This is a genomic window from Corynebacterium sp. ACRQP (assembly GCF_022345915.1).
GTDB lineage: Bacteria > Actinomycetota > Actinomycetes > Mycobacteriales > Mycobacteriaceae > Corynebacterium > Corynebacterium lehmanniae.
The window spans coordinates 18,912-41,536 of record NZ_JAKRMZ010000006.1 but is presented as its reverse complement, the minus strand read 5'-3'; the positions used below and the strand labels follow the sequence as shown (position 1 = coordinate 41,536).

General features: G+C 65.3%; 23 protein-coding genes. 10 read left to right on the top strand and 13 right to left on the bottom strand.

Features of this window, described 5'->3' with window-relative positions; translation table 11 throughout:
• Positions 1–194 precede the first annotated feature (194 nt).
• The 3 genes from MHY23_RS03735 to MHY23_RS03725 are packed head-to-tail and all read left to right on the top strand — an operon-like array spanning position 195 to position 2,097.
• The gene (locus MHY23_RS03735) at positions 195–821 is read left to right on the top strand and encodes an alpha-ketoglutarate-dependent dioxygenase AlkB (RefSeq protein ID WP_239306478.1); all 627 of its coding nucleotides are present in this window, start codon (positions 195–197) and stop codon (positions 819–821) included.
• Positions 818–1,390, top strand: coding sequence for a LysE family translocator (locus tag MHY23_RS03730; protein ID WP_239306477.1), 573 nt, complete (start codon positions 818–820; stop codon positions 1,388–1,390). Before MHY23_RS03735 ends, MHY23_RS03730 begins: the two co-directional genes overlap by 4 nt.
• On the top strand, positions 1,387–2,097 hold the full coding sequence (locus tag MHY23_RS03725; protein ID WP_239306476.1) for an SDR family oxidoreductase: 711 nt from the start codon (positions 1,387–1,389) through the stop codon (positions 2,095–2,097). The genes MHY23_RS03730 and MHY23_RS03725 overlap by 4 nt, the downstream gene beginning before the upstream one ends.
• Here MHY23_RS03725 and MHY23_RS03720 read toward each other — a convergent pair.
• Complete coding sequence (locus MHY23_RS03720) at positions 2,094–3,086, bottom strand: CapA family protein (RefSeq protein ID WP_239306475.1); 993 nt, start codon at positions 3,084–3,086, stop codon at positions 2,094–2,096. The genes MHY23_RS03725 and MHY23_RS03720 overlap by 4 nt on opposite strands.
• Positions 3,087–3,103: 17 nt before the next feature.
• Between MHY23_RS03720 and MHY23_RS03715 the strand changes: the two genes are divergently transcribed.
• The gene (locus MHY23_RS03715) at positions 3,104–3,391 is read left to right on the top strand and encodes an RNA-binding S4 domain-containing protein (RefSeq protein WP_070472457.1); all 288 of its coding nucleotides are present in this window, start codon (positions 3,104–3,106) and stop codon (positions 3,389–3,391) included.
• Positions 3,391–4,074: a VOC family protein gene (locus MHY23_RS03710; protein WP_239306474.1), complete on the top strand. Its 684-nt coding sequence runs from the start codon at positions 3,391–3,393 to the stop codon at positions 4,072–4,074. Before MHY23_RS03715 ends, MHY23_RS03710 begins: the two co-directional genes overlap by 1 nt.
• Here the strand turns inward: MHY23_RS03710 and MHY23_RS03705 are convergent.
• Genes MHY23_RS03705 through MHY23_RS03675 form a run of 7 tightly spaced genes read right to left on the bottom strand, consistent with a single transcriptional unit; the run spans position 4,071 to position 13,826 of the window.
• On the bottom strand, positions 4,071–4,718 hold the full coding sequence (locus MHY23_RS03705) for a hypothetical protein (RefSeq protein ID WP_239306473.1): 648 nt from the start codon (positions 4,716–4,718) through the stop codon (positions 4,071–4,073). The two genes, MHY23_RS03710 and MHY23_RS03705, sit on opposite strands and share 4 nt — an antisense overlap.
• Complete coding sequence (locus MHY23_RS03700; protein WP_239306472.1) at positions 4,712–6,592, bottom strand: M13 family metallopeptidase; 1,881 nt, start codon at positions 6,590–6,592, stop codon at positions 4,712–4,714. The genes MHY23_RS03705 and MHY23_RS03700 overlap by 7 nt, the downstream gene beginning before the upstream one ends.
• Entirely contained in the window at positions 6,585–7,445 is an 861-nt protein-coding gene (locus MHY23_RS03695; protein ID WP_181889496.1) for a cutinase family protein, read from the bottom strand. The genes MHY23_RS03700 and MHY23_RS03695 overlap by 8 nt, the downstream gene beginning before the upstream one ends.
• 4 nt (positions 7,446–7,449) lie before the next feature.
• The gene (locus MHY23_RS03690; RefSeq protein WP_239306471.1) at positions 7,450–10,647 is read right to left on the bottom strand and encodes an arabinosyltransferase domain-containing protein; all 3,198 of its coding nucleotides are present in this window, start codon (positions 10,645–10,647) and stop codon (positions 7,450–7,452) included.
• Positions 10,648–10,657: 10 nt separating this feature from the next.
• Positions 10,658–12,487 carry an arabinofuranosyltransferase gene (locus tag MHY23_RS03685; RefSeq protein ID WP_239306470.1) on the bottom strand — a complete coding sequence of 610 codons (1,830 nt, stop codon included), beginning with the start codon at positions 12,485–12,487 and terminating at the stop codon, positions 10,658–10,660.
• Between the two features lie 20 nt (positions 12,488–12,507).
• Positions 12,508–13,152: a response regulator transcription factor gene (locus MHY23_RS03680; RefSeq protein ID WP_181889499.1), complete on the bottom strand. Its 645-nt coding sequence runs from the start codon at positions 13,150–13,152 to the stop codon at positions 12,508–12,510.
• On the bottom strand, positions 13,149–13,826 hold the full coding sequence (locus MHY23_RS03675; protein ID WP_239306469.1) for a sensor histidine kinase: 678 nt from the start codon (positions 13,824–13,826) through the stop codon (positions 13,149–13,151). The genes MHY23_RS03680 and MHY23_RS03675 overlap by 4 nt, the downstream gene beginning before the upstream one ends.
• 83 nt (positions 13,827–13,909) lie before the next feature.
• Here MHY23_RS03675 and MHY23_RS03670 point away from each other — a divergent pair, with 83 nt between their 5' ends.
• Positions 13,910–14,584, top strand: a complete 675-nt coding sequence (locus MHY23_RS03670) for an ABC transporter ATP-binding protein (RefSeq protein WP_181889501.1) — start codon at positions 13,910–13,912, stop codon at positions 14,582–14,584.
• Positions 14,581–15,972 carry an FtsX-like permease family protein gene (locus tag MHY23_RS03665; RefSeq protein ID WP_239306468.1) on the top strand — a complete coding sequence of 464 codons (1,392 nt, stop codon included), beginning with the start codon at positions 14,581–14,583 and terminating at the stop codon, positions 15,970–15,972. The genes MHY23_RS03670 and MHY23_RS03665 overlap by 4 nt, the downstream gene beginning before the upstream one ends.
• Positions 15,973–16,089: 117 nt before the next feature.
• Here the strand turns inward: MHY23_RS03665 and MHY23_RS03660 are convergent, their stop codons facing one another.
• Genes MHY23_RS03660 through MHY23_RS03650 form a run of 3 tightly spaced genes read right to left on the bottom strand, consistent with a single transcriptional unit; the run spans position 16,090 to position 18,522 of the window.
• The gene (locus MHY23_RS03660; RefSeq protein ID WP_239306467.1) at positions 16,090–16,854 is read right to left on the bottom strand and encodes a decaprenylphospho-beta-D-erythro-pentofuranosid-2-ulose 2-reductase; all 765 of its coding nucleotides are present in this window, start codon (positions 16,852–16,854) and stop codon (positions 16,090–16,092) included.
• Between the two features lie 12 nt (positions 16,855–16,866).
• Positions 16,867–18,264: an FAD-binding protein gene (locus tag MHY23_RS03655; protein WP_370645805.1), complete on the bottom strand. Its 1,398-nt coding sequence runs from the start codon at positions 18,262–18,264 to the stop codon at positions 16,867–16,869.
• Between the two features lie 21 nt (positions 18,265–18,285).
• Positions 18,286–18,522, bottom strand: coding sequence for a hypothetical protein (locus MHY23_RS03650; RefSeq protein WP_194560004.1), 237 nt, complete (start codon positions 18,520–18,522; stop codon positions 18,286–18,288).
• Between the two features lie 25 nt (positions 18,523–18,547).
• Between MHY23_RS03650 and MHY23_RS03645 the strand changes: the two genes are divergently transcribed.
• The gene (locus MHY23_RS03645; RefSeq protein WP_239306465.1) at positions 18,548–19,330 is read left to right on the top strand and encodes a hypothetical protein; all 783 of its coding nucleotides are present in this window, start codon (positions 18,548–18,550) and stop codon (positions 19,328–19,330) included.
• 11 nt (positions 19,331–19,341) lie between these two features.
• Entirely contained in the window at positions 19,342–19,770 is a 429-nt protein-coding gene (locus tag MHY23_RS03640; RefSeq protein ID WP_239306464.1) for a GtrA family protein, read from the top strand.
• Here the strand turns inward: MHY23_RS03640 and MHY23_RS03635 are convergent.
• Positions 19,757–20,659, bottom strand: coding sequence for a glycosyltransferase family 2 protein (locus MHY23_RS03635; RefSeq protein WP_239306463.1), 903 nt, complete (start codon positions 20,657–20,659; stop codon positions 19,757–19,759). The genes MHY23_RS03640 and MHY23_RS03635 overlap by 14 nt on opposite strands.
• 54 nt (positions 20,660–20,713) lie before the next feature.
• On the opposite strand from MHY23_RS03635, the gene MHY23_RS03630 reads away from it, so the two are divergent.
• On the top strand, positions 20,714–21,700 hold the full coding sequence (locus MHY23_RS03630; protein WP_239306462.1) for an endonuclease domain-containing protein: 987 nt from the start codon (positions 20,714–20,716) through the stop codon (positions 21,698–21,700).
• A gap of 106 nt (positions 21,701–21,806) precedes the next feature.
• On the opposite strand, the gene MHY23_RS03625 is transcribed toward MHY23_RS03630, so the two are convergent.
• Positions 21,807–22,613 carry an ABC transporter ATP-binding protein gene (locus tag MHY23_RS03625; RefSeq protein ID WP_194560009.1) on the bottom strand — a complete coding sequence of 269 codons (807 nt, stop codon included), beginning with the start codon at positions 22,611–22,613 and terminating at the stop codon, positions 21,807–21,809.
• Positions 22,614–22,625: the final 12 nt, after the last annotated feature.

Sequence of the window (22,625 nt, the reverse complement as noted above, 5' to 3'; positions counted from 1 at the left end):
TATCCGGGTCGTGTTCTCGCTGGTTACGGAATCTTTTCGGTGCTGTGGTGGCGGTGGTCACGGGCGCCCCTCTCGTCGTGGTACGCTCCACAATATAGAACACACGAACGACTGTCAAGGGGTATGCCAGGGAAAAGATAAAGAAAACCACTTACAAATTCGACAGTGACGGGCCAATGCGCTACATTAATCCCGTGCTCGTCATTCCGCGGCCGCCCGCCCGCATCATCCCTGGTGCGGTCCATTTGCCTGCCTTTTTCACGCCGGCCGAGCAGGAGGAACTGGTCAATCAGGCGCGCGAGTTGGCCAGGAAGGCGGCGGGCACGCCGGTTGCTATGCGACGTCCAAAGGTCGGCCACGGCCAAATGGATGCCTGGCTGCTCTCGCTGGGCTGGTTCTGGGTGACGAACCCGTACCGCATGGTCAGGGAGGTCGACGGCCACCCGGTGCCACCGATCCCGGAGAACTTCCAAACCATCGCGGACAACGTCATGGACAGGGCGCGAGAAATAGACCCGCTTGTCGGCCCGACCCCAAAAATCGAAACAGCGCTGGTGAACTTCTACCCGCCGGGCAAGGGCATGGGGCAGCACGTGGACGCGGAGGAGGAGTCTGAAAACGCGGTGGTCAGCCTGTCGTTCGGCCAGGACACGATCTTCCGCATCGCAGGGCGCGATACGCTGCTCCTGTCCGGCGACGTGGTAGTCTTTGGCGGTCCAGCCAGGAGGGCGAAACACGGCGTGCTCGGCGCAAGAAGAGGCACGTCCGACCTGCTCGAAGGCCGGCTGAACATCACCATGCGGCAAATGGAGGCGACATGATTGCGCTACTCGGCGTGTGGCTCGCGGCGATCGCGAGCCCCGGCCCGGACCTCGTGCAGATCATCCGCGTGGGGGCGAAGGATCGGAGAGCTGGCGTGATGTGTGCGCTGGGCATCATGCTCGGCAACACCATCTGGATTGTCGCCTCGCTGGCCGGTTTGAGCGCGCTGATCCAGGCCTTTCCGCAGGTCTTGTCGCTGCTGCAGATCGTGGGCGGCGCCTACCTGCTGTGGATGGGCATCGGCGCCATCCGCGCCTCCGACCCGGAAATCCCCGCCACGCAACAGGTGCCAAGGCCGCTGCTCACGGGCCTGCTCACCAACCTGTCCAACCCGAAGGCGATCCTCTTCTTCGGCGCCATCTTCGCCCAGTTCGCGCACCTCGGGTGGGTCGCAGCACCGGTCATGGTCGTCACCGGCACCATCTGGTTCGTGGGCTTTGCGCTGGCAGTCCAAGCAATGTCGCAGCTGATCACCAAGTACAGCAAGCTTATCGACGTCATCACGGGCAGCATCTTCATCGCATTAGCCATCTGGATGCTGTGGGAGGGCCTACACTTCGGCTCATGAGCGAGCAGAAGGTAGCAGTAGTCACTGGCGGATCGGCAGGCATCGGGGAAGCGACCTGCAGGGCGCTGGCCAAGGACGGCTGGAAGGTCGTGGTGGCGGCGCGGCGCCTGGAGAAGTGCCAGCAAATCGCGGACGAAATCGGTGGGGTGGCGATGGAGTTGGACGTGGTCGACCGGGAGAGCGTCGAGAAGCTTGCAGCTCTTGAACGCGTGGACCTGCTGGTCAACAACGCCGGCGGCGCGAAGGAGCTGGACTTTCTGCGCGACGCGGACGACGCGGACTGGGAGTGGATGTTCCAGACCAACGTGATGGGCACGATGCGCGTCACCCGCGCGCTGTACCCGCAGCTCAAAGCGTCGAAAGGCCTGGTGGTCAACATCGGTTCGGTGGCTGGCACGGACGCGTACAAGGGCGGCTCCGGCTACAACGCGGCCAAGCACGGACTCCGTGGTGTGACCAGGGCTTTTCGGCGCGAGGAGGCGGAGAACGACATCCGCGTGTGCGAGATCGACCCCGGCCGGGTGAAGACGGACTTCTCACTGAACAGATTCAAAGGCGACGAGGAGCGCGCGAGCAAGGTCTACGAGGGCAAACAGAACCTCACCGCGGACGACATCGCCGAAGCGGTGCGGTGGGTGGCAAGCCTGCCGGCGCACGTGAACATCGACACGATGAGCATCATGCCGGTGGACCAGGCGGAACGCTAGAGGTAGTCCACGACCTCGACGTTGAGGCGTTCGCGCAGGTCCGCCATCCATTTATGAACATCCAGGTAGTCGGCGGCCTCCACGAGCGGGATGACGTGGTGGTCGTAGCTGATCGGCGGGCCGACGGTGTAGGTGGGCATGAACCGGGCGCCGCTAAACGTGAACTCGCCGATTCCGCCGACCTTGGTCGGCTCCTCCCACTGGCCGTGCAGGAAGTTGCCGTGGGAGTACCAGACGGGCCCGGCAAACGGCTCCACCACGTGCGGGTGCCCGCCGAGCACCAGGTCAGCGCCGGCGTCCAAAGCAGTCGCGGCAGTCTCCTCCTGGAACTCATTGGGCAGGGGCGCATATTCGTCGCCCATGTGCAGCATCACCACCGCGACGTCGACCTGTGAATCGAGGGCGGCGACTTGGGCGGCCAGGGTGTCGTCGATAAGCGATGCAAAATGCTCCTGCTCAACCGGCAGGCCGTTGGTGCCGTAAGTGAAGCCGAGGAAGCCGACGGTGATGCCGTTGGCCTCGATGATGCGGGGGACGGATTTGTCCTGCTCAGAGGCGTAACTGCCGGTATACAGCATGCCGCGCTCGCGCATGTTGCCTGTCGACGCCACCACGCCCCCGTCACCCCTGTCCATCGAGTGGTTCGTAGCGTTGTTGACGATGTCCACGCCTGCTCCGGCGAGTGCATCGATGATCTCGGGCGGGGCGTTGAATTGGGGATACCCGGACAGCCCGAACTCCTCGCCGGCGACCGGGACCTCCATGTTGGCGGTGGTGATGTCCGCGTCCTGCATGTATTCGCTGACCGGCTCGAACATGCGCGAGAAGTCGAAGCCGGTGTCCGTGCGCGCGGTGGTGTACACGTCGGAGTGGACCAGGATGTCGCCGATGGAGCGGATGGTCACGGTGGACTCTTCTTCAACGACCTCGACTTCCTGTACACAGCCAACAAGCAGGAGGGGCAGGGTAAACGCCCAGATTCTTCGCATGCCTTAGACTAACCGCTATGCATATCGACGTGCCCATTTCCGGCGACACGATCAAACTCGGACAATTTCTCAAACTGGCCAACCTCGCCGAATCCGGCGGCCACGCCAAGGAGGCCATCAGCTCCGGCGAGGTCACCGTCAACAACGAGGTGGTCACCTCGCGGGGGCACTCGCTTATCGACGGCGATACCGTCGGCCTTGGCGCAGATTCAGCCACGGTAGTAGTCGACGGCGACGACGGCGACTACTTCGACGAACGCACCGCCAACGACGACTTCGACCCCGAGAAGTGGAGGAACCTGTAATGCCCGCATTCGAAGGCAGGGAAGGCATGCCGTTCTGGCAGGACTTGGTCACCCAGAACCAGCTCAAGTCCACCCACTTCTACTCCCAGCTGCTGGGGTGGGAGATCGTGGACGGCACCGCCCGCAAGGAGGGCCTGCCGGTGGCCGGCATCGTGCCGGCGCAGATGGACATGTGGGTGACGTCGTTCATCGGCAGCCCGGAGAACGTGGAGAAGCTGGGCGGCAAGGTGCTCAGCTCGGACGAGACCGTGACCCTGTGCCAGGACCCCGCCGGCGGCCTGTTCGGGCTGAAAGATCCGGAGGAGCGCTTCCTCGCCGCAGGTGAGCCGGGTGTGCCGGTGTGGTACGAGTACTCCGCCCCGAGCATGGACGCCATCGACTTCTACGGCGAACTCTTCGACTGGGAGATCCGGGAGGAAGACGGCTACTTCATCGCGGTGGAGGACGGCGCGCCGTTTTTGGGCATGTACGTCGGCGAGCACGCCCAGTGGTTCAGCTACTTCGGCGTGCGCGACGTGGACGCGGCCTGCACACAGGTGGAAAACCTCGGCGGCGGGGTCGAGTTCGGGCCGGAAAATGGCACTGCCGGCGTGCATGACGCCAACGGCGCCCAGTTCTTCCTCTCCGAGGTTGACGACCCCACCTTCGACGAGGTCGACGAAGCCGACTCCGTGCTGGGCTAGAGGGCGTCGGCGGCGTCCTTGACCCGGCGGCGGATCTCCGCCGGCGTGGAGATGAACCCGTCGGCGTGGTACTCGGTGCCCTCGAGGTTTGAGCTGGCCCTGACCTGGATCAACCCGTCCACTGAGGGCTGAGTGGTGGGGAAGGTGACGATGTAGCGGTCTGCCTGCGGCAACGCTACGTCTCCAAGCGCCCACACCACTTCGGCGCCGACCAATTCAACTGCCTTCGCAGCATCTGCCACCGAGTCCACGTCCAAGATCGTGGTGCCGGACAGCTCCGCGGCGGCGGCGACGTCCGGGCGCCAGAGCATCTCCTTGGCGTTTGCGGGGCCGTCCCAAAGCGAGACTGCCCACCTGCCGTTCGGCTCAGACGGGCGGAACACGACGCCCAGCTCGTGGGACTCCACCGTGACTCCATCGGCCCACTTTGTGGCTGGCAGGGCGTGGTCGACGGCGGATCCGAGCATGAGCATCGCGGCGTGCGTGATGCGGTCCGGCAGCAGGGCCAGGTAGTTCGGCCCGTCCTCGTACGTGGCGTGCATGTAGGACGCCAGCTGCTCCAGCTGCAGCTCCGGCGGCATATCGCGTTTGATGCCGCCGACGTTGAAGTTCGGGTCGCCCTGCTCGTTGATGTGCTCTACCAAATCGTCACCCTGTCCTCGGGGTCGATCCACATCGTGGAGCCCTGCTCCACCTCGAACGCCTCGTAGAACTCGGCGATGTTCGCGGCGATGACGTTGCAGCGGAACTCGTTCGGCGCGTGCGGGTCGATGGCGAGCAGCTGCGAGGCCATCTCCGGGCGAGCCTTGGAGCGCCACACCCGCGCCCACGCCAGGAACAGGCGCTGGAAGCCGGTGTACTCACCATCCAGGTCGCCGAACTTCTGGGGCTGCTCGTCGTCGATGCCGTTGTCCTCCAGGTACTTCTTGTATGCCACCACGGCGATGCCCAGGCCGCCCAGGTCGCCGATGTTCTCGCCGAGGGTGAACTCGCCGTTGACACCCTTGGTCTTCGTGCCCTCCAGCACCGACGGCACCAGGCCGTTGAACTGGCCGACCAGCTTGGCGGTCAGCTGCTCAAAGTTGGCGCGGTCCTCGTCGGTCCACCAGGAGTTCAGGTTGCCCAGCCCGTCGTAACGCGAGCCCTGGTCGTCGAAGCCGTGGCCGATCTCGTGCCCGATCACCGCGCCGATTGCGCCGAAGTTCTCGGCGGCGTCAGCGTCCGGATCGAAGAACGGCGGCTGCAGGATCGCGGCGGGGAAGGTGATGTCGTTGACCACCGGGTTGTAAAACGCGTTCACCGTCTGCGGGGAAGACACCCATTCCTGCCGGTCAGAGGCCTTGCCAATCTTGGACAGCTGGTAGTCGTGCTCGAACGCGGCGCCGCGGCGGACATTCTCCACCAGATCCTCGCCGAACTCCAGACCGTCGTAGCTGCGCCACTTCTCCGGGTAGCCGATCTTGGCGTTGAACTGCGCGAGCTTTTCCAGCGCGCGCTGCTTCGTCGGCTCGCTCATCCACTCCAGCTGCTGGATGCGGGAGCGGTAGGCGGCGATCAGGTACTCCACCAGCTCCAGCATCTTCTCCTTGGATGAGGGCGGGAAATGCTTCTCGACGTAGCTCCGCCCAATATCCTCGCCAACCAGGCTCTCCGCGAGCCCCACCCCACGCTTCCAGCGGTCGCGCTGCTCGGTGGCGCCGGAGAGATGCTTTCCATAAAACTCGAAGTTGGCCTTGCCGATCTCCTCCGAGAGCACGCCGGCGCGGGAGCGCAGGATGTTCCACGCGGCCCACAGCTGCCAGTCCGCGAGTGTTTCGCGGCGGAGCATGCCGTCCAGGTCTTCCGTGAACGACGGCATCATGTTGACGACTTTGCCGGAAAGACCGGAGGCGTCGAGAAGCGCGCGCACCAAAGGCGGCATCTCTGCAAGGTCGGTGGGGTTGTAGGTGGCCACCGCGTCGCGCGCCTTGACCACGTCCCAGTGGCTGGCGGCCAGCTGGGTTTCCAGGTTGACGATGCGCTCGGCGGCGATCTCAGGTGTCAGGCCCTGCAGGTACTTCGGCTCGAGGAAGCCGAGCATCTTCGCCACGTGCGTCTTGTAGGCGGCGAGGGTCTCCGCGTGGTCTTCGTCGCGGTAGTAGGCCTCGTCCGGAAGGCCCAGGCCGGACTGGAAGATGTAGGCGACGGAGTTCTCGCCCTGCGAGTCCTTCTCCACCCAGTAGCTCACCGGCCCGCCGACGCCGACGCGCTCCAGCTCGCCCAGGCCGCGCACGAACTCGTCGACGTCCGCGACCTCGATCTTGGCCAGGTCCGGGTCGAGGGAGCTGATGTCGCCGGGGTTGTCCATGAAGGACCTAAACAGGGCGCCGCCCAAACCGGCGCCGTCTTCCAAGATCGCCCGGACATCTTCTTCGGATTTGTCGCGCAGCATGTAGAACGCGCCGTCGATACCGCGGTCAGCGGGGATTTCGTGGGTCTTCGCCCACGTGCCGTTTACAAGCTCAAAGAGGTCATTCATGCCCCAACTCTACCGCCGGAACGGGAATTTGGATGGGGGCTTGGGACTGCTCGATGATCCAGTTGGAGGCCTCGCGCTGCTGCGCCAGGGTGTAGCCGCCGTGGGAGCCGATGTCGGAGAAAATGCCCAGCGACTTCAAACCCATCGCGCGGAACAGCACGTTGAACTCGGCGAGCGGCACGCGGCCGGCCGCCAGGTTGGTGCGCATGGCGGGGGCGACCAGGCCGCGGTGCGATTCCTGCATGGAGCACACCAGGTCGTCGACGCGGCAGATCTCCAGCACGCGCGGGCCGAGCACGCCGTAGCCGCCCGGTAGCGAGCCCAGCGAGCCGCGCGAGTGTGGGGACGTGCCGGCGGAGAGCACCGCGCCGTTGCCGCCCTGGTGCGGGTTGGCAAACAGCGCCACGCCGGAGACGCGCTCCGGCTCGATCGGGCCGCGGCCGTTGGCGATGTCGCTGGTGATGGTGGCGGCGATGTCCGCGCCCAGCGAGTAGCCGGTAAAGCTGAACTTCGCGTCCGGGCACGCGTTAGCCAGCCGGGACACAGTGGATCGTGCGCGCTTGAGCCCCCCCGCCTTGGACTTCTCGTACTCCGTGGTGGCGAACGGGGTGGACCGGTAGGACACCCACAGCGGGTGGATCTCCCCGCCGGTGCCCAGGCGGGTGAGCACGCCGGTCATGAACACGTTGCCGCCGTGCGGCACATAGTCCGGGATGCCCTCTGCCGTGTTGGCGCCGCCCGGCACCGCGACCAGGTAATGCGCGGCGCAGCTCTGCTGAGCCTGGGCCTGAACAGGGGCGGCGACCAGGGAACACAGCAGGGCAGCGGCAGCAGCAATTCTTGGCAGTTTCATCGCGTTATTCCTCCGGGTCGCGCACCTTCATCGGACCAGGAGTGTACAGGCCCCACCTAGTGTTCTCAGCGATGTCCACCTGCGCCAGCGCCGGTGCCTCGCCTTCGGAGTTGGTGCGGCGCTCGTACTTGGCTACAGAGCCCCAGTCGCGCTGCCAGTCGCCCTTGAGGTAGCCCGGCACCTCGTAGGAGGTGTTCACGGCCTCCACTGGGGCGAGCGAGCCGCCGCCGAGGAAGTCCATGAAGCCGGACAGCTTCGCCTTGCCCGGGGCGTCCGGCATGATGCGGTACTCCGGGATCTCGTCCACGCCAGCGTGGTGGTAGAAGGGGCGCTGGCAGGGGTACTGGAACGCCACGGTCCAGTCCAAAAGACCCGGGGTCTCGGAGTCGAACATGGTGTTCAGCTCCACCAGCTTCGGGTTGCGCAGCGGGGTCACCGCCACCCAGTCCTTCTCAGCCAGGGAGGTGTCCTTGGCCACCAGGCGCACGACGTCGGCGTCCTCGGGCAGGTCAGCGATGGGGTAGCGCAGGTTGCGCCACTGCGGGGTCGGGCCCTGGTCCAGCATCTCCACCGCGCCGAGCTTCTGTACGCCGCCGGAAGTCTTGCGGCCGTACTGCAGCTCCAACTCGCTGCCCTCCTGCTCGATGCCGTTGATGTCGTGGTGCTTGATGCGGCCGGCCACGGACGCCACCAGCAGCGGACGCTCCTCGGAAACCTCAGGCAGGTCGAACCAGGAGGTCTCCAGCTCGGCGGACTGCGTCGGCTCGTCCTCGAACGTGCCCAGCACCGGCACGCGGGTGTAGTCCAGGCCGAACGGCAGGCGCACCGTCGAGCCGTTCACGCCGCGCATGGAGCGCGGGCGGTTGCCCTGCGTGTTCACGCGGGAGGTGGACTGCGCCTCGTCGGAGCCCGGGTCTACGTCGGCGGTGTCGTCGGACTGCACCTGCTGGTTGCTCGAGTCCGACGTGTCGGCGTTTTCGCTGGCGATGAAGGCGGGCACTCCGTCGGGGTGGAACCCGTGGTTGTCGCCCGAATCTAGGGAGCGGCCGAGCGGGACGCCGTCGATAGGCGAAAGGAATGCGTCGTTGGTGTCCTCCTCCAGCAGCACGTCCGCGCCCTGGGCGCAGCGCTCGCCCGCGAAGGTGCGCACGTTGCCCATGCCCACGGAGTAGTCCGGCGCCTGGGAGATGAAGGACTTCACAAACGTCAGGCAGGACAGCGCCACAATCAGCGCCGCCGCCACGGCGATAGGGGCGGACATGACGCCGGCCCAGCGTGAGGCGTCGACAGGCTTCGGCGGGCGCATGGACTGCACCACGCCCACCACGAAGACCAAGAGCGCGATGGCCAGGACGACGGTGTTGAACTCCACGGCCTTCAGCTGCGGGGTGCGGTCCCACCACGGCACCGCGTAGGAGGACACGTACCACCAGCCGTTCCAGCCGGCCAGCGTCAGGGCCAGCAGGAACAGCACCGCGGCCGTGGCAAACGAGCGGTTGCGCTTGGACTGCAGCGCGATCCGCGAGAGCACCACCGAGCCGTACGCCGCGATCGCCGCGCCGAGGCCCGCGTAGATGCCGAAGTGGTGCGTCCACTTCGTCGGCGTGAACATGAGGAAGAAGGTGGACAAGCCGATGATCAGCATCATGCGCTGCGCGGTCTTGGTCCTTTCACCGCCGCGGGCGAACCACCACAGGGTCAGGCCGATGCACATCAGCAGCACGAACATGGGGAAGCGGCGCGCCAGCGAGCCGTCCACCGTCTGCTCGAACAGCACGGAGTAGCGGCTCCACTCCTCGAACCAGTGCATCGCGGGGCCCACCTCGGAGCGCACCGCGGTCGCCTCCAGCACAGTCGCCAGCGTCTGGTCCTTGAACACCGGCACCATCACAGCCATGCCGGCGCCCATGAACGGCGCGATCGAAGCGAGCTTTGCCTCTCGACGCCCAATGGTCCCCAACACCCAGGGCAAAGAAATCAGGAACACGCCGACTGCCGCCAAACCGGTCGGGCCGCACGCCAGGGTCAGCGCCGCCACGACGGTGCCCCACGCGGCGGGGACCAAGCGGTCGGTCTCCATGGCGCGCTCGAACAGCGCCCAGGTGGCCATCAGGCCGAACGCGATGATCGGCTCCGGGCGGGTGCCGTTGTTGTACGGCAGCCAGAACGTCAAAAACACCAGCGCCGCGGTCCAGTGGGCGACGCGCCTGTTTGCAATCTCGGGGCCGAGCTTCGGCAGGATCTCGCGGGAGAGCAGCCACCACGTGCCCAGCCCCGCAAACAGCGCCGGCAGGCGCATCCACGTCGACGCCGTGGTGACCTGCGACATCAACGCCAGCAGGTCGTAGAACGGGGAGCCGAACGGGGCCTCCGGCACGCCGTACCAGCGGTAGTAGTTGGCCATGTAGTCCGTGTTGGCGGCCACGCGCGCCATGGTGAGCAGGAAGCCGTCGTCGGAGGTGTTAGCGCCGAAGATGTGCCAGAAGCCGAGGACGGCGGCCACCAGGCCGTCGAGAGGCTTCAGCCCCTGGCGGCGCAGGCGCGGGGCGGGCTTATCTAGCTTGCGCAGCGCGGCCAGGGAGATCAGGGCGCTGATCAGGCCGAGCACCATCGCCAGCGTCTTGATCAGCGTCGGCTTCGAGGTGAATCGCGAGTTGATGTCGACGTGGGCGGACAGGCCTGCGTCGATAAGCTTTTGCTCATCCTTGAGCTCGGTGTAGATGCCGGTGAGCTGCGGGCGGTAATCCTCCTCGTCGTCCTCCTCGGCGTAATCAGTGCCAGGGATCTCCACGGTGGTTAAGTCGTGCGCGAGGTGGGCCTCGAGCTTCGCATCGTCGGGCAGCTTCTTCACCTGCGCCGGGGTGAGCTGCAGCAGCACCTCGTTCAGGGAGCTGACCACCAGGCCGCCGTCGGGGGAAGTGACAAAGAAGCCGCGGTCGCTGGCCTTCGGGGAGCTCTCTGGCAGCGTGCCCAGAAGCAGCGACTGGCCGTCGCGGAGCTCGTCGATAGCCGAAAGCGGCACGGTGACATCGAGCTGCTGCGGCGCGAGCGAAATCAGCGGCGCGTTCACGGACGCCACCGAGCCGTTCTGCGGCCACGACACCGAGGATTCCGTCTGCTTGACCGGCAAAAACGGCACGAGCAACAGCAGGACAAACGCGATCAAACCCGCGACAGTCGCGGTGGTCTGGACTCTTTTCACAGCGGACACTTTACTTCCTCACCGCCACAGCGAACGGGCCGAACTGTTCGAGGTCCCAGTCCTTCTCGAATGCGTCCGGGTTGAAGAACAGGCCCTCGTAGCGCACGTTCGGCTGGCTCGGGTAAATGTCGTGCGCGATGTGGGTTTTCAGCCCGTCCTTGCCGTTGTCGCGGAACACGAACGCCACCGGCGGCTCCCACTGCGAGTTGTCCACGGCCTCGGTGAACTTCTCCGGGTCCTCGTAGGAGAGCTCCGCCCACTGCTTCAGCTCGTCGTTGCGGTGCTCGAACTCGCCCAGCGGGTTGGCGTAGTGGCTGGTGTAGGCGTTGAAGGCGTAGAAGGGCTGGAAAGCCATGAAGTTGATCTCGTCGGTGTAGATCACCGCGTCGTTCTTCATATGGCCGTGCTCCTCGATGAAGTCGGCCATCTCCTGGTAGTAGCGGCCCGCGTCCGGCGGGAAGCGGTCCGCGCGCTCGCCGTTGCCGTCGGTGTCGGCATACGCCTGGTCGATGTAGTCCTCGTTTTCCACCGGGATGTTCTGCACCATCTGCAGCGCGCCCACCGCCAGGACCGCGGCGACGGCGGTGGTGTACTTGTTCAGCCCGAACTCGGCGATCGCGATCACGCCGAGGGTGGCAAACAGCGCCACAATCAGCACCTCGAGGCGGAAGCCCAAAAGGGAGGTGCCCAGCAGGGTGACCGCCATCGAGGCCAGGGCCCACAGGTAGCACACGCCTATCGACGCCCCAAGGGCCGCCAACTCCGGATCCTTGATCCTGTAAATCAGGTAGATCAAGCCGATCATGGACAACAGCCCGATCAGCGAGAACGACAGGAACGGTAGCGGGAAGTACGTGCCCTCGATGGGGAGGAAGTGGTTCGCGGTGGACTCCAGCGGTTCGTCGCCGGTGATGACCCGCCAGATGTACGGGCCCCAGGAGATCGCGGCGATGGCCATCGACCCCAGGCCCGTGACCAGCAGGTGCACCAGCGGTTGGACCGAGCGCTTGGTGAAGGTGTGGATGATGGCCAGCACCACCATGGTCAGCGCGGCAATGGCGGTGAACAGGGTGTAGAAGCTGGCGGAAATGCCCAGGTAGACAGCCAGCGCGATGGTGGACGCCCACGAGCCGTTGACCGCGCGGTACGACATCACGGCCGCCGCCGGCACGAACATGGCCACTACCGCCGCATACGGCTCCTCCGGCACCTCCGTGAGCACAACCGCCGTGGTCACGGTGGCAATCGCGAGCGCGGTGGGCAGCGAGCCCGTGAGCCGGCGCCACACTGGGGTGAGCATCGCCGCGGCCGCCGCCAGCGTCGCGATCGCGAACGGCTGGTACACCTCCCAGCCCTGCATGCCCAGCACGTTGGCGGTGCGCCCGCCCAGCCAGAACCAGCCCATGGGATAGAAGGTGGGCAGATCCTTATACGCCATGTCCGCGTGGCCGAGGTTCTCCGTCATGCGTGACAGGAACTGGGTGCGGAAGCCCTGGTCCACCTGGATGCCGTCCAGGTACAGCCGGGTCGCGCCGAGCGGAATGCCTATCGACGACACCACCAGCCCCGCCGGCACCAACGACATCACGGCCGAGGAAATCCAGGGTTTCTTGCCTTTGGTCCACAGCACGGCCAAAACGACGCCGACGCCGATGCAGACGAAGGACGCGGCGGTGGCCAAAGACCTGGTCACCATCGACGTGTTAAACGCCGGCAGCGAGATCTTGTGCAGCACGAACCAGGCGGCCAGGGCGATCACGCCGCCGGCGAGCCCGGCCGCGACAGTCCGGGCAGCGGTTTGCCCAACCGACTGCTCGTCGGGGTGGTAAGCGGTAGTCATACGTAACAGTTTCGCATACGCTACCCAACTCCACGTTCTGCCAGGTACATCAGGATCGCGCGTACTCGACGGTTGTCCTCGTCGGGGGTGAGCCCCAGTTTGGAGAAGATGCTGGAGACGTGCTTCGCCACCGCAGCGCCGGAGAGGTAGAGCTGCTCGGAGATCTGCGCGTTGGACAGGCCCTCCGCCATGTGTTCGAGTACTTCCGTCTCGCGCGGCGTGAGCGTGGTTAGCCAGCGCGAGCTCGCGGCCATGAGCGCGCTCGCCACGTCCGGGTCGATGACCACCCCGCCGGACGCCACGGTTTCGCACGCCTGGATGAAGTCTTTCACTTCGGCGACACGATCCTTGAGCAGGTAACCGGTGCCGCCGTCGCCACCGGAGAACAGTTCCCGCGCGTAGGCGGGCGCAACGTACTGCGAGAGCACCAGCACGTTAACCGGGCCCTGCTTGCGTAGCGCCAGCGCGGCTTGGAGGCCGTCGTCACGCATGTTCGGTGGCATCCGCACGTCTGTGATCACCAGGTCGGGCACATGCGTATCGACGACTCCCTGTACCCGATCCGCACTGTCCACCTGCGCCACAACCTCGTGGCCGCGCCGGGTGAGTAGGCCGGCGACGCCTTCCCGCAGCAGTGCGGAGTCGTCCGCGATGACAATCCTCATGGCGCAATCCCACTTTCTCCCCGGAACAACAGCAACGGAATACGGGCGGTGACGGTGGTCGGCCCACCGTCGGGCGAGGTCACCTCCATCGTCCCGCCGAACGCCGCGATCCGTTCCTGCATGCCGTCGAGCCCGCCGCCGGGGGTGATGCGGGCGTTGCCGCCGCCCTGGTCGGTCACCGAGATGTTCAGAGTGTGGTCACAAGTCACGAGCACGCTGACAGGTTTTTGGGGTGCATGCTTCGCGGCGTTGGTGAGTGCTTCGGCGGTGAAGAAGTAGGCGGCGGCGGTGACGGAGCCGTCGATACGCGGCAGCTCGTGCGGCGCGCGGACCGTGACGTGCGGGCCGTACTGCGCGGCGGCCGTCTCGATCGCGGCGATGAGCCCGTGGTCCGATAGCTCGCGAGGGTGGATGCCGCGCACGGTTCTCCTGAGTGCGTCGAGGCCGTTGTGGAGGTCGCGGGCGGCGTCGTCGAGAAGCGGCGAATCGACATCCAGCCTGGCCTCGCCCAGCTTCATCGCCGCGGCCACGAAATGCTGCTGCGCGCCGTCGTGCAGGTCGCGCTCGATGCGCAGGCGTTCCACCTCGTAGGCCTCCGCAATCTTGCGCCGCGATGCGGTGAGCTGGTGAATTTTTGCCGCTGCCCGCTGTTCGTGGTTTATTCTTCGCCGCATGTCCGAAAGCGTAGCGGGGTAGAGCTAGCACTACCCATATTCGGGAGTCAGGGCCATAGTGCTTAGCGACGACCACCTGTGAAATGGAAACCATGCTTGAACTCAGAGACATCACTAAGTCATTCCCCCAGCAGCGGGTCCTCGAAGGCATCAGTCTGACGGTGGGCGACGGCGAATCCGTGGCCATCATGGGGCCTTCGGGCTCTGGTAAATCGACGCTGCTGCACTGCATGTCCGGCGTGCTCGTTCCCGACCAGGGCGAGGTGCTGTTCGACGGCCGCGATGTAGCCGCAATAAGCGACGCCGAACGCTCGCGCCTGCGCCTGGAGCACTTCGGCTTCATCTTCCAAGACGGCCAGTTGCTGCCGGAGCTGACCGCCACCGAAAACGTCGCGCTGCCGCAGATCATGCGCGGGGTGTCGCGATCTCAAGCGCACAAGGATGCGGTGGACATGCTCACACGTCTGGGTCTGGGTGCCTATGTGGACCGGTACCCGGGGCAACTCTCCGGCGGTCAGGGGCAGCGCGTAGCCATCGCGCGTGCTTTGGCCGGGCCACCATCCGTCGTGTTTGCCGACGAACCGACCGCGGCGTTGGACCAGGCCACCGGCCACGAAGTTATGCAGCAAATCGTGGCCGTGTGCCAGAAGTTCGGTGTAGCACTCGTGGTGGTCACGCACGACCCGAAGATCGCCGATTGGTGTAGCCGCCGCGTTGAGATCCGCGACGGCCTGATCCACTCGGAGGTGGCGCTATGAGTGCGGTGACGTTGATGCGGTCGGCGGTGTCGCAGACAAGCGAAGGGCGCTCGCAGCGGCAGATCGGCGAGCGTTGGGTGCGTGCGCTGTCGCTGGTTGCGGTGACGGTGGCGACCTGGATGCTGTGCACCCTTATGGGCGGCACCTGGATGTTCGTGGCGCGCGACAGACACCCGCACGAGGCGCTCGTGGAAGTCTCGAAAGACCTGGGCGGGCCGATCTCCATCACGTATATCTTCCTCGCGCTATTCGCGTGCGTGCTGCTCGTGCCGAGCCTGTTGGGTCTGCTCACCCAGGCCGCGCGCGCGAACCTGGGCGGGCGCGAGGAGCACCTGGCGGTGCTTCGCCTCATCGGCGCGACCGCCGGCGAGGTACGCGGGATGATGATCCTGGAATCGCTGCGCCAGGCGCTTGTCGGGTTGGTGCTGGGGTCGGTGCTGTACGTGCTCACGTGCCCGGCGTGGTCGTTGCTGACGTTCCAGGAAAAGCGCGTCGACACCTGGGAAATGCTCACCTGGTGGGTCATCCCCATCGCCTGGATCGTCGTGCTGGTGTTGGCTGCGTGCTCAGTGTGGCTTGCTTTGCGACGAGTCTCCGTCACCCCACTCGGCGTCACCAAGAAAATCCCACCAAAGGGACAGAACATGATCACGCTGGTGCTCTCACTGGTTGGTGCGGTGGTGCTGTACCGCTACCTAAGCTCGCTGAGCATCGCTCCGCAGGCAGACGCGTTGGAGTTCGTGGTGGTGCTGGTCGTAGCCGGCGGCATTCTCAACGTCAACGCACTGATCGCCGTCGGCATCATCCAGTTGCTCGCGCGGCTGAGCTACGGGGTCCCCGGGGCTGCCAACTACGTGGCAACGCGCCGGGTGGGCCGGGGTGCGAAGACCACATGGAAACGCGTGACCGCGCTCTACTTCGTGGCGTTCATTGGCGGTATTGGCGCCTGGATCTCCGCAGTACCGGAAGTCGAGGAAGAGCCCGTCCTGAAGATGATCACGGGTGATACTCCCCCCGGTGTGGCTATCACCGCCGTCTTCGCGGCGGTCTTGCTGGTGTCATCCACCCTGCTCACTCAGGCACTGGCCGTGGTGGAGCAGAAGCAGCTGACCAAATCGCTCTACTTCATTGGCGCGCCGGCCGCGTTCCACACCAAGGTGGCCGTGCGCGAGGTTGGGGTTCCAATGCTGGTGGTGGCCCTGCTGGGATTCGGCATGGGCAGCCTGATGGGCACCGCCATGGTCGTGGTCCACGTCAATGTGATGGACAAGTTGGTGCTGTTCGGCGGGCTTGTTGCGGTCGCGCTGGTTGGCTGTGTCCTGGCGGTGGTGGGGACCGGTCGGCTTCGCGAGCAGGTGCTGCTCGGGATGGGCCGGGCGAGCGACTAGGTGGTTCTGACACTTTCAGACAGAAAAGTCAGGGTCCTGGGGATATAGGGCCCGTCTGACAAATTCAGCCGCGATCCGTCAGCGGGGACGGATCGCGGCTGAATTATGCGGGCAGTACTAGAAGTTCAGCTTGCTCATGATCGGCGCCGGGATGGCCTTCAGCACCAGGGAGATGGGGCCGAAGAGCTTGTGCACGAACACGGAGGACTTGCCGGCCAGGGCGGCCTCGACGGCGGCCTCGGCGACATCTTCCTTGTTCACGGTGAGCGGGGCTTCATCCAAGCCGTCGGTCATCTTGGTGCGCACCTGGCCCGGGCGCACGACGGTGACGGTGACGCCGTCGTCCTTCAGGGCCTCGCCGAGCTGCAGGTAGAACCCGTCGATGCCGGCCTTGGAGGCGCCGTAGACGAAGTTGGAGCGGCGAACGCGCTGGCCCGCAACAGACGACAGGGCGATGATCTTGCCGTTGCCCTGGCGCTTCATGTGCTGGCCCAAAAGCACGCCGACGGACATCGGGGCGGTGAAGTTGGTCTGCGCGGACGTGACTGCCGCCGCCTGGTCCTGCCAGAGCTGCTCCTGGTCACCGAGGGTGCCAAAGGCGACCACGGCAACGTCGACCTCGCCGTCCTCGAACGCAGCGTCGATCACGGCCGGGTGGGAGGCGAAATCGAGCGCGTCGAAGTCCACGAGGCGCACGTGGCCCGCGCCGGCGCGCTGGACTTCGGCGATAGCTCCGTCGATACGCGGGGAGTCCTTGCGCGCACACAGGGTGACGGTGGGGTTGCCGCCGCGGGAGGCTAGCTCGGCGACGATGGCCAGGCCGATCTCGCTGGTGCCGCCGAGGAGCAGGATGTGCTGGGCTTGGCCTACTGCATTCAACATGGTCGGTTCTCCTTAGTTCAGCTCGAGTCGGCGGGACATGTCGGACGCGAACACGCCGGTCGGGTCGATTTCGCGGCGGGTCTTCAGCCAGCCGGGCAGCTCCGGGTACATCTTGTGGAACTTCTCGGCGGAGGTGCGGGACTCCTTAGCCAGGTAGAGGCGGCCGCCGAACTGCATGACCTGGTCGTCCAGGCGGTCCAGGAATTCGTTGAGGCCCGGGCGAATCGGGAAGTCCACGCACACGTTCCAGCCCTTCATGGGGTAGGACAGCGGCGCCTGGTTGCCCTCGCCGAACAGCTTGAACACGTTCAGCGCGGTGTAGTGGCCGGAAGCCTGGATGTCGTAGATGATGTCCTTGAACGGCTCCACGGCGTCGGTGGGCACGACGAACTGGTACTGCAGGAAGCCGGCCTTGCCGTAGCCGCGGTTCCACTCGCCGATCAGGTCCAGCGGCTGGTAGAACTGCGTGAGGTTTAGCACCTGGTTACGGGCAGGTTTGCCCATCAGGTAATACGCCTCGCCGATGGCCATCAGCGACAGCTTGTTCATGGTCCAGGACGGGAAGATGTCCGGCACCGTCATCAGCTGCGGGGCGTTGAACTTCAGCGGGTCCTTCGCCAGCTTCGGGGCGAGCTCCTTGAGCTGGTCCAGGGTGGCCAGGGAGCCGCGGGAGATGGTGGAGCGGCCGGTCTTCGGCGGCGCGGAGATGGCGTCGAACCAGGCCGAGGAGTAGGTGTAGTTCACCTCGGAGCCGTCGGAATGCAGCGCGATTGTCTCATCCAGGGTGTCGGTGCGGTCGGTGTCCGCGATGAAGTAGGCGGTCTCCGTGAACGTCATCTGGATGCGGGCGCGCAGGATGATGCCGGTCAGGCCCATGCCGCCGACGGTGGCCCAGAACAGCTCGGCAGTTTCGCCCGTCGGCTCGAGGTGCAGCACTCGGCCGTCCGCGACCAACAGCTCCATGGAGAGCACGTGGTCGCCGAAGGAGCCTGCGGAGTGGTGGTTCTTGCCGTGGATGTCCGGGCCGATGGCGCCGCCGATGGTGACCTGGCGGGTGCCGGGCAGCACCGGAACCCACAGGCCGTAGGGCAGCGCGGCCTTCATCAGCTGGTCCAGGGTCACGCCGCCGTCCACGTCGACGATGCCGGTGTCCGGGTCGATGGAGTGGATGCGGTTCAGCGGCGTCATGTCCACGACGAGGCCGCCGCCGTTTTGGGCGGGGTCGCCGTAGGAGCGGCCCATGCCGCGGGCGATGACGCCGCGGCGCTTATGTTTTGGGAGCTCGGAGTTTTCGTCGGCCACCTGCTTGACCGCCTGGGCGATCGTGTCAACGTCGGCGGTGGACAACACCTGTGCAGTAGAGGGGGCGGTGCGGCCCCAGCCGTAGAGGGATTGGGTTGTCAGTTCCATGCCCATCACCCTACGCCGGAATCACAGATCCATGATGCTACGAATCTCCGCGGGGAGCTCTTCTTGGCTGGAAATCACAGGTTTGCCGGCGGCCTTGTGCTCGCGGAGGATCTCGTAGATGCGGGTGCGCCCCTTGGAGTCCACGAAGGGCAGTTCTTCTGCCATGAGGCGGACCATGAAGTCGGACAACGGAGCGTCGATACGCTGTGCTGCCTCGTGGATCGCGTGCGGGTCGTCGCCTTTGTAATGCTTCCTCATGGAAAGAAAGCCTATATTGGGCGCCATGTCCAGCACCCTCTACCGCTCAGACCACCTCGCGCCGGTGATCCGCCTCACCGAGCGCCGGGCTGGTGCGACGCTGCTTGTGCGCGTCGGCCTGGTCTCCGATGAGGTTGTGTACCGGTGGGTGGGCATCGACGAGGACGCGACCATCGCGGACTGCTGCGAGATCGTGGGGGAGGTCTTCGGCGTCGAGGATGTGGGTGCGGATGCGCCACAGGGGCGTTTGCTTTGCGACGTCCTAAAGTCCCCCGGCGATTCCACCCACTTTTCCCACGGCTTGTGGTCCTTCGAGATGCAGTTGGCCAACGTGTACCCGCGCGACGAGTCCACGCCGCCGTCCGTGTGCGTGGCGGGCTCCGGGTCGTTCGGCGCGGCGCCCTTCGACATTCGGACAGTCAACGCCCGGCTGATGGGCGAAGTCGAGGTGCCGGGGCTGCGCGCGGAGGTGCGCGAGTTCATGGCGCGTGCCCGCGGGCACGACTTCGTGCCGCTGCTGCACGCGCTGGATGTGAGGACGGGGCAGCGGATTGCGGCGCTTCCGGTGGAGGCCGGGCGCGTGGAAAGGGATGCCTTCTGGTCCCTAGTGTTTGCGTTGACCTGCTGCGCCGGCGGCGAGACGGCGCACATCGCCGAGAGCATCTTCGCCTCGCTGGGGCATGAGGAGTTGGGGATTGGGGAGATCCGGGCGCTGTGCGCGGAATCGCTCGCTGAGCTGGATGCAATCGGCGGGGAAAGGACCCCAGCGGAGATGCTGGATATCTACCGCCAGCTCATGCGCGGGTAGGGTATTCGCCCGTGGCTTCAAGTTCTACCCTGAAACAGCAGCTCGTGCCCTTCCTCTTGGTCGGCGTGGGCTGCGCCGTCCTCGACTTCGGCATCACCTACACCCTGGACGTGCCGTTGGGGTGGCAGCGCGACTTTGCCAAGGCCGTGGGCTGGGTGTTCGGCACGCTCGCCGCGTACGTGCTCAACTCCAAGTTCTCCTTCGACGCCAAGATCAACGCTAAAAAGGCCGGCGCGGTGTTCGTGCTCTACGCCGTGACGTTCGCGGTGCAGATGGTGCTGTGGCGCGTGACGGACTCGCCGCTGACGTCGCTGGGCCTGGTCAACCCGTGGAAGAACGTCGTATCGTTTGTCATCGCCCAGGGCGTGGCCACCGTGGTCAACTTTGAGCTGCAGCGGCACCTGATCTTCCGCGAAGCCAAGAAAACTATGGCCGCCTAAAGTCCTCTTTAGCCCCGCGGCGCAGTAGCTTCAGCCACTGGTAGAAGCCCTTCGGGTCCTTCTTCTCCAGCAGGAAGAACCAACCGAAGCGGACCACCTCCTGCAGCTGCATCTTCTTCATGCCGCGCTGGTTAATGATGTAGCCGCGGTTGCGGTACGTGAAATACCGCTTGGTGGGGTTGTCGGGGAATTGGGCATGGGCGCGCCCGCCCATGATCGGGTGGAACTCGCCCGAGCCGTCCGGGTGCAGGTAGAACGTGGTCAGCGCCGTGCCGTATTTCAGGCCGCTCTGTGCCAGGCGACGGTGGTACTCCACCTCGTCGCCCCGGATGAACAGGCGGTAATCCGGCACGCCGATGCGCTCCATGGCCTCTGCCGAGATCAGCGCGCCGTTGAACAGGCTCGCGTACTGGGGCAGGAAGTCGCCTTCGAGCTCATCTACGCGGCGGTGCCAGGTGGTGCCTTGACGTAGCGGGAAGGCCAGCTTTTCCGGGTCGTCGATGTTGGCCACCACCGGGGAAACCTCCGCCAGCTGGTGCTTTACTGCGACCCGGTACAGCTCTTTGAGCACGTGCTCGTCCTTCGGCCGGCCGTCGTCGTCCGCGCACCAGATCGCGTCCGCGCCCAGGGCCAGGGCGTGCAGGAATCCGTAGGCGAACCCGCCCGCGCCACCCAGGTTCGTTTTGGATGGGAGGTAGACGGCGCGGTCGGCCGCGAGGTCGTCGAGAAGCTCCTGCACCTCTTCTTGCGCCCCGTTGTCCACCACAATCACCCAATCCACCGGATGCGTCTGGTTGACCACCTGCTCCAGCGAATGTTTCAGCAGGTCAACGCGGCGGTGGGTGACAATCACGGCGGCGGTCGTGCCGTTCGGATTCAACGCAGTCATGCCTTTTATTGTGCCCGAGGGATCCAAACGCGCATTCTTCACGTCTAAGTAGGCATGGCGAATTTGTATGACGGGATGAATGTGAACTTCGAAGCGCGCCTCCTTGCCGCGACCGACCGGGTAGCAGGCACGCAGTACAGGCAGGTGACGAAGCAGTGGTTCTTGTCGGCCGACCACTGCCACCAGGACTGGCAGGTGGAGCTGTGCGCTCGCAGTCATCCGCGCCGGGTGCCGTACTGGGCCCCTGCGGCGGCGCGTGCTGCGGCCCACGCTGTGGAGCGGCCGGGGTCGGTGGTCGGCGGGTTTTCGGCGCTGGCGCTGTACGGAATGCCGTTTCTGGTGGAGGGAGCGGACACGCTGTTGTTCTCCGCCACGGCGAAAAACCAGGTGGGTGGGGCGCGCACACCGACGGTACGGCGGCCCTCCCGCGCGCCCTTTGAGACCTGGACGGTGGTCCACCGCGGTGTGTCATTTCGGGCGGCCGCGCCCGCCGACGCTGTTGTGCAGGCTTTGCAGCAAGTGAAAAAGGGGGACCACAGCTGGCGTGTTGTGCAAATCGCCGGCTGGTCACCCCGAGACATCATGGCGCTGCAACTGATTGACTGCGCTCGGCGGTTTTTGGGGCTCACGCCGCCGGACATCCAGGCTGCTGCGCGCGGCAAGGTAGACGCTCGGTGGCTGAAAAAGTTGCTCGCGCACAGCAGTAGTCGCGCTGATTCACCAAAAGAGACCGAGATGCGGCTTTTGGTCACGGCGTTGGCGGACCGCTACGGCTACACCGTGGAGGAGCAAGTGCCCTTGATCGTGGACGGGGAGATTGTCACCGTCTTCGATCTAGCCATCCCGGAGCTGAGGATCGCCATCATGTACGACGGTGCCCACCACTTGGAGTGGAAGCAGCGCAAGAAAGATTCCTCCATCACCATCAAGATGACAGCTGCCGGGTGGACGCCTGCGCGGTGCGCCTCAGAGACCATGTTTGAGTGTCTCAAGCTAATCGAAGACATCATGCAGAAAAGTTCAGGCCGCCAGCCCGCTTGAGTGAACTTCTCTGCATGCCGTTTTTCCTGACCTGGGGAAAATGAACTATCTTGCACGCGGATGTGATCCGATTCATCGGCGAGTGAACTTTTCCGCAGGCAGGGGGCTAGGGCTTCTCGACGTCACCGTCACCGTGGAAGCGCTCGACCAGCTCCGCGACGTACTCGCCGGTCTCGGGGCCCTCGTACGCGCCCACGACGTCGGCGACCAGGCCGGCTTCGCGGATCTCGCCCTTGTCCACCCACAGGGCGGTGTTGCACAGCTGGGCCAAAAAGTCGTTGGAGTGGGAGGCGAAGACCAAGATGCCGGACTTTTTCACCATTTCGGCGAGCCGGACGCGGGCTTTGGCCATGAAGGCGGCGTCGACGGCGCCGATGCCCTCGTCCAACAGCAAGATCTCCGGCTCGATGGAAGTGACCACGCCCAGCGCCAGGCGGACTCGCATGCCGGTGGAGTAGGTGCGAAGGGGCATGTTGAGGTAGTCGCCGAGCTCGGAAAACTCGGCGATTTCGTCCATCTTCGCCTTCATCTGCTTGCGCGTCTGGCCCAGGAACAACCCGCGGATGATGATGTTTTCGTAGCCGGAGATCTCCGGGTCCATGCCCACGCCCAGGTCGAAGACGGGGGCGACGCGGCCGCGCACGTCGGCGACGCCGCGGGTGGGCTCGTAGATACCGGACAGCAGGCGCAGCAGGGTGGACTTGCCGGCGCCGTTGTGGCCGACCAGGCCGACGCGGTCGCCTTCCCTCAAATGAAGGTTGATGTCGCGCAGCGCCTCCACGACCACGGTGTTGGAGGCGTTCTGGCCGATCTTGCCGCCCGCGGAGGACATCATGGCCTTCTTCAGGGAGCGGGACTTGGCGTCGAAGATGGGGAAGTCGACGCAGGCGTTGTAGGTGTCAATGGAAACCATGTGAAACTCCTA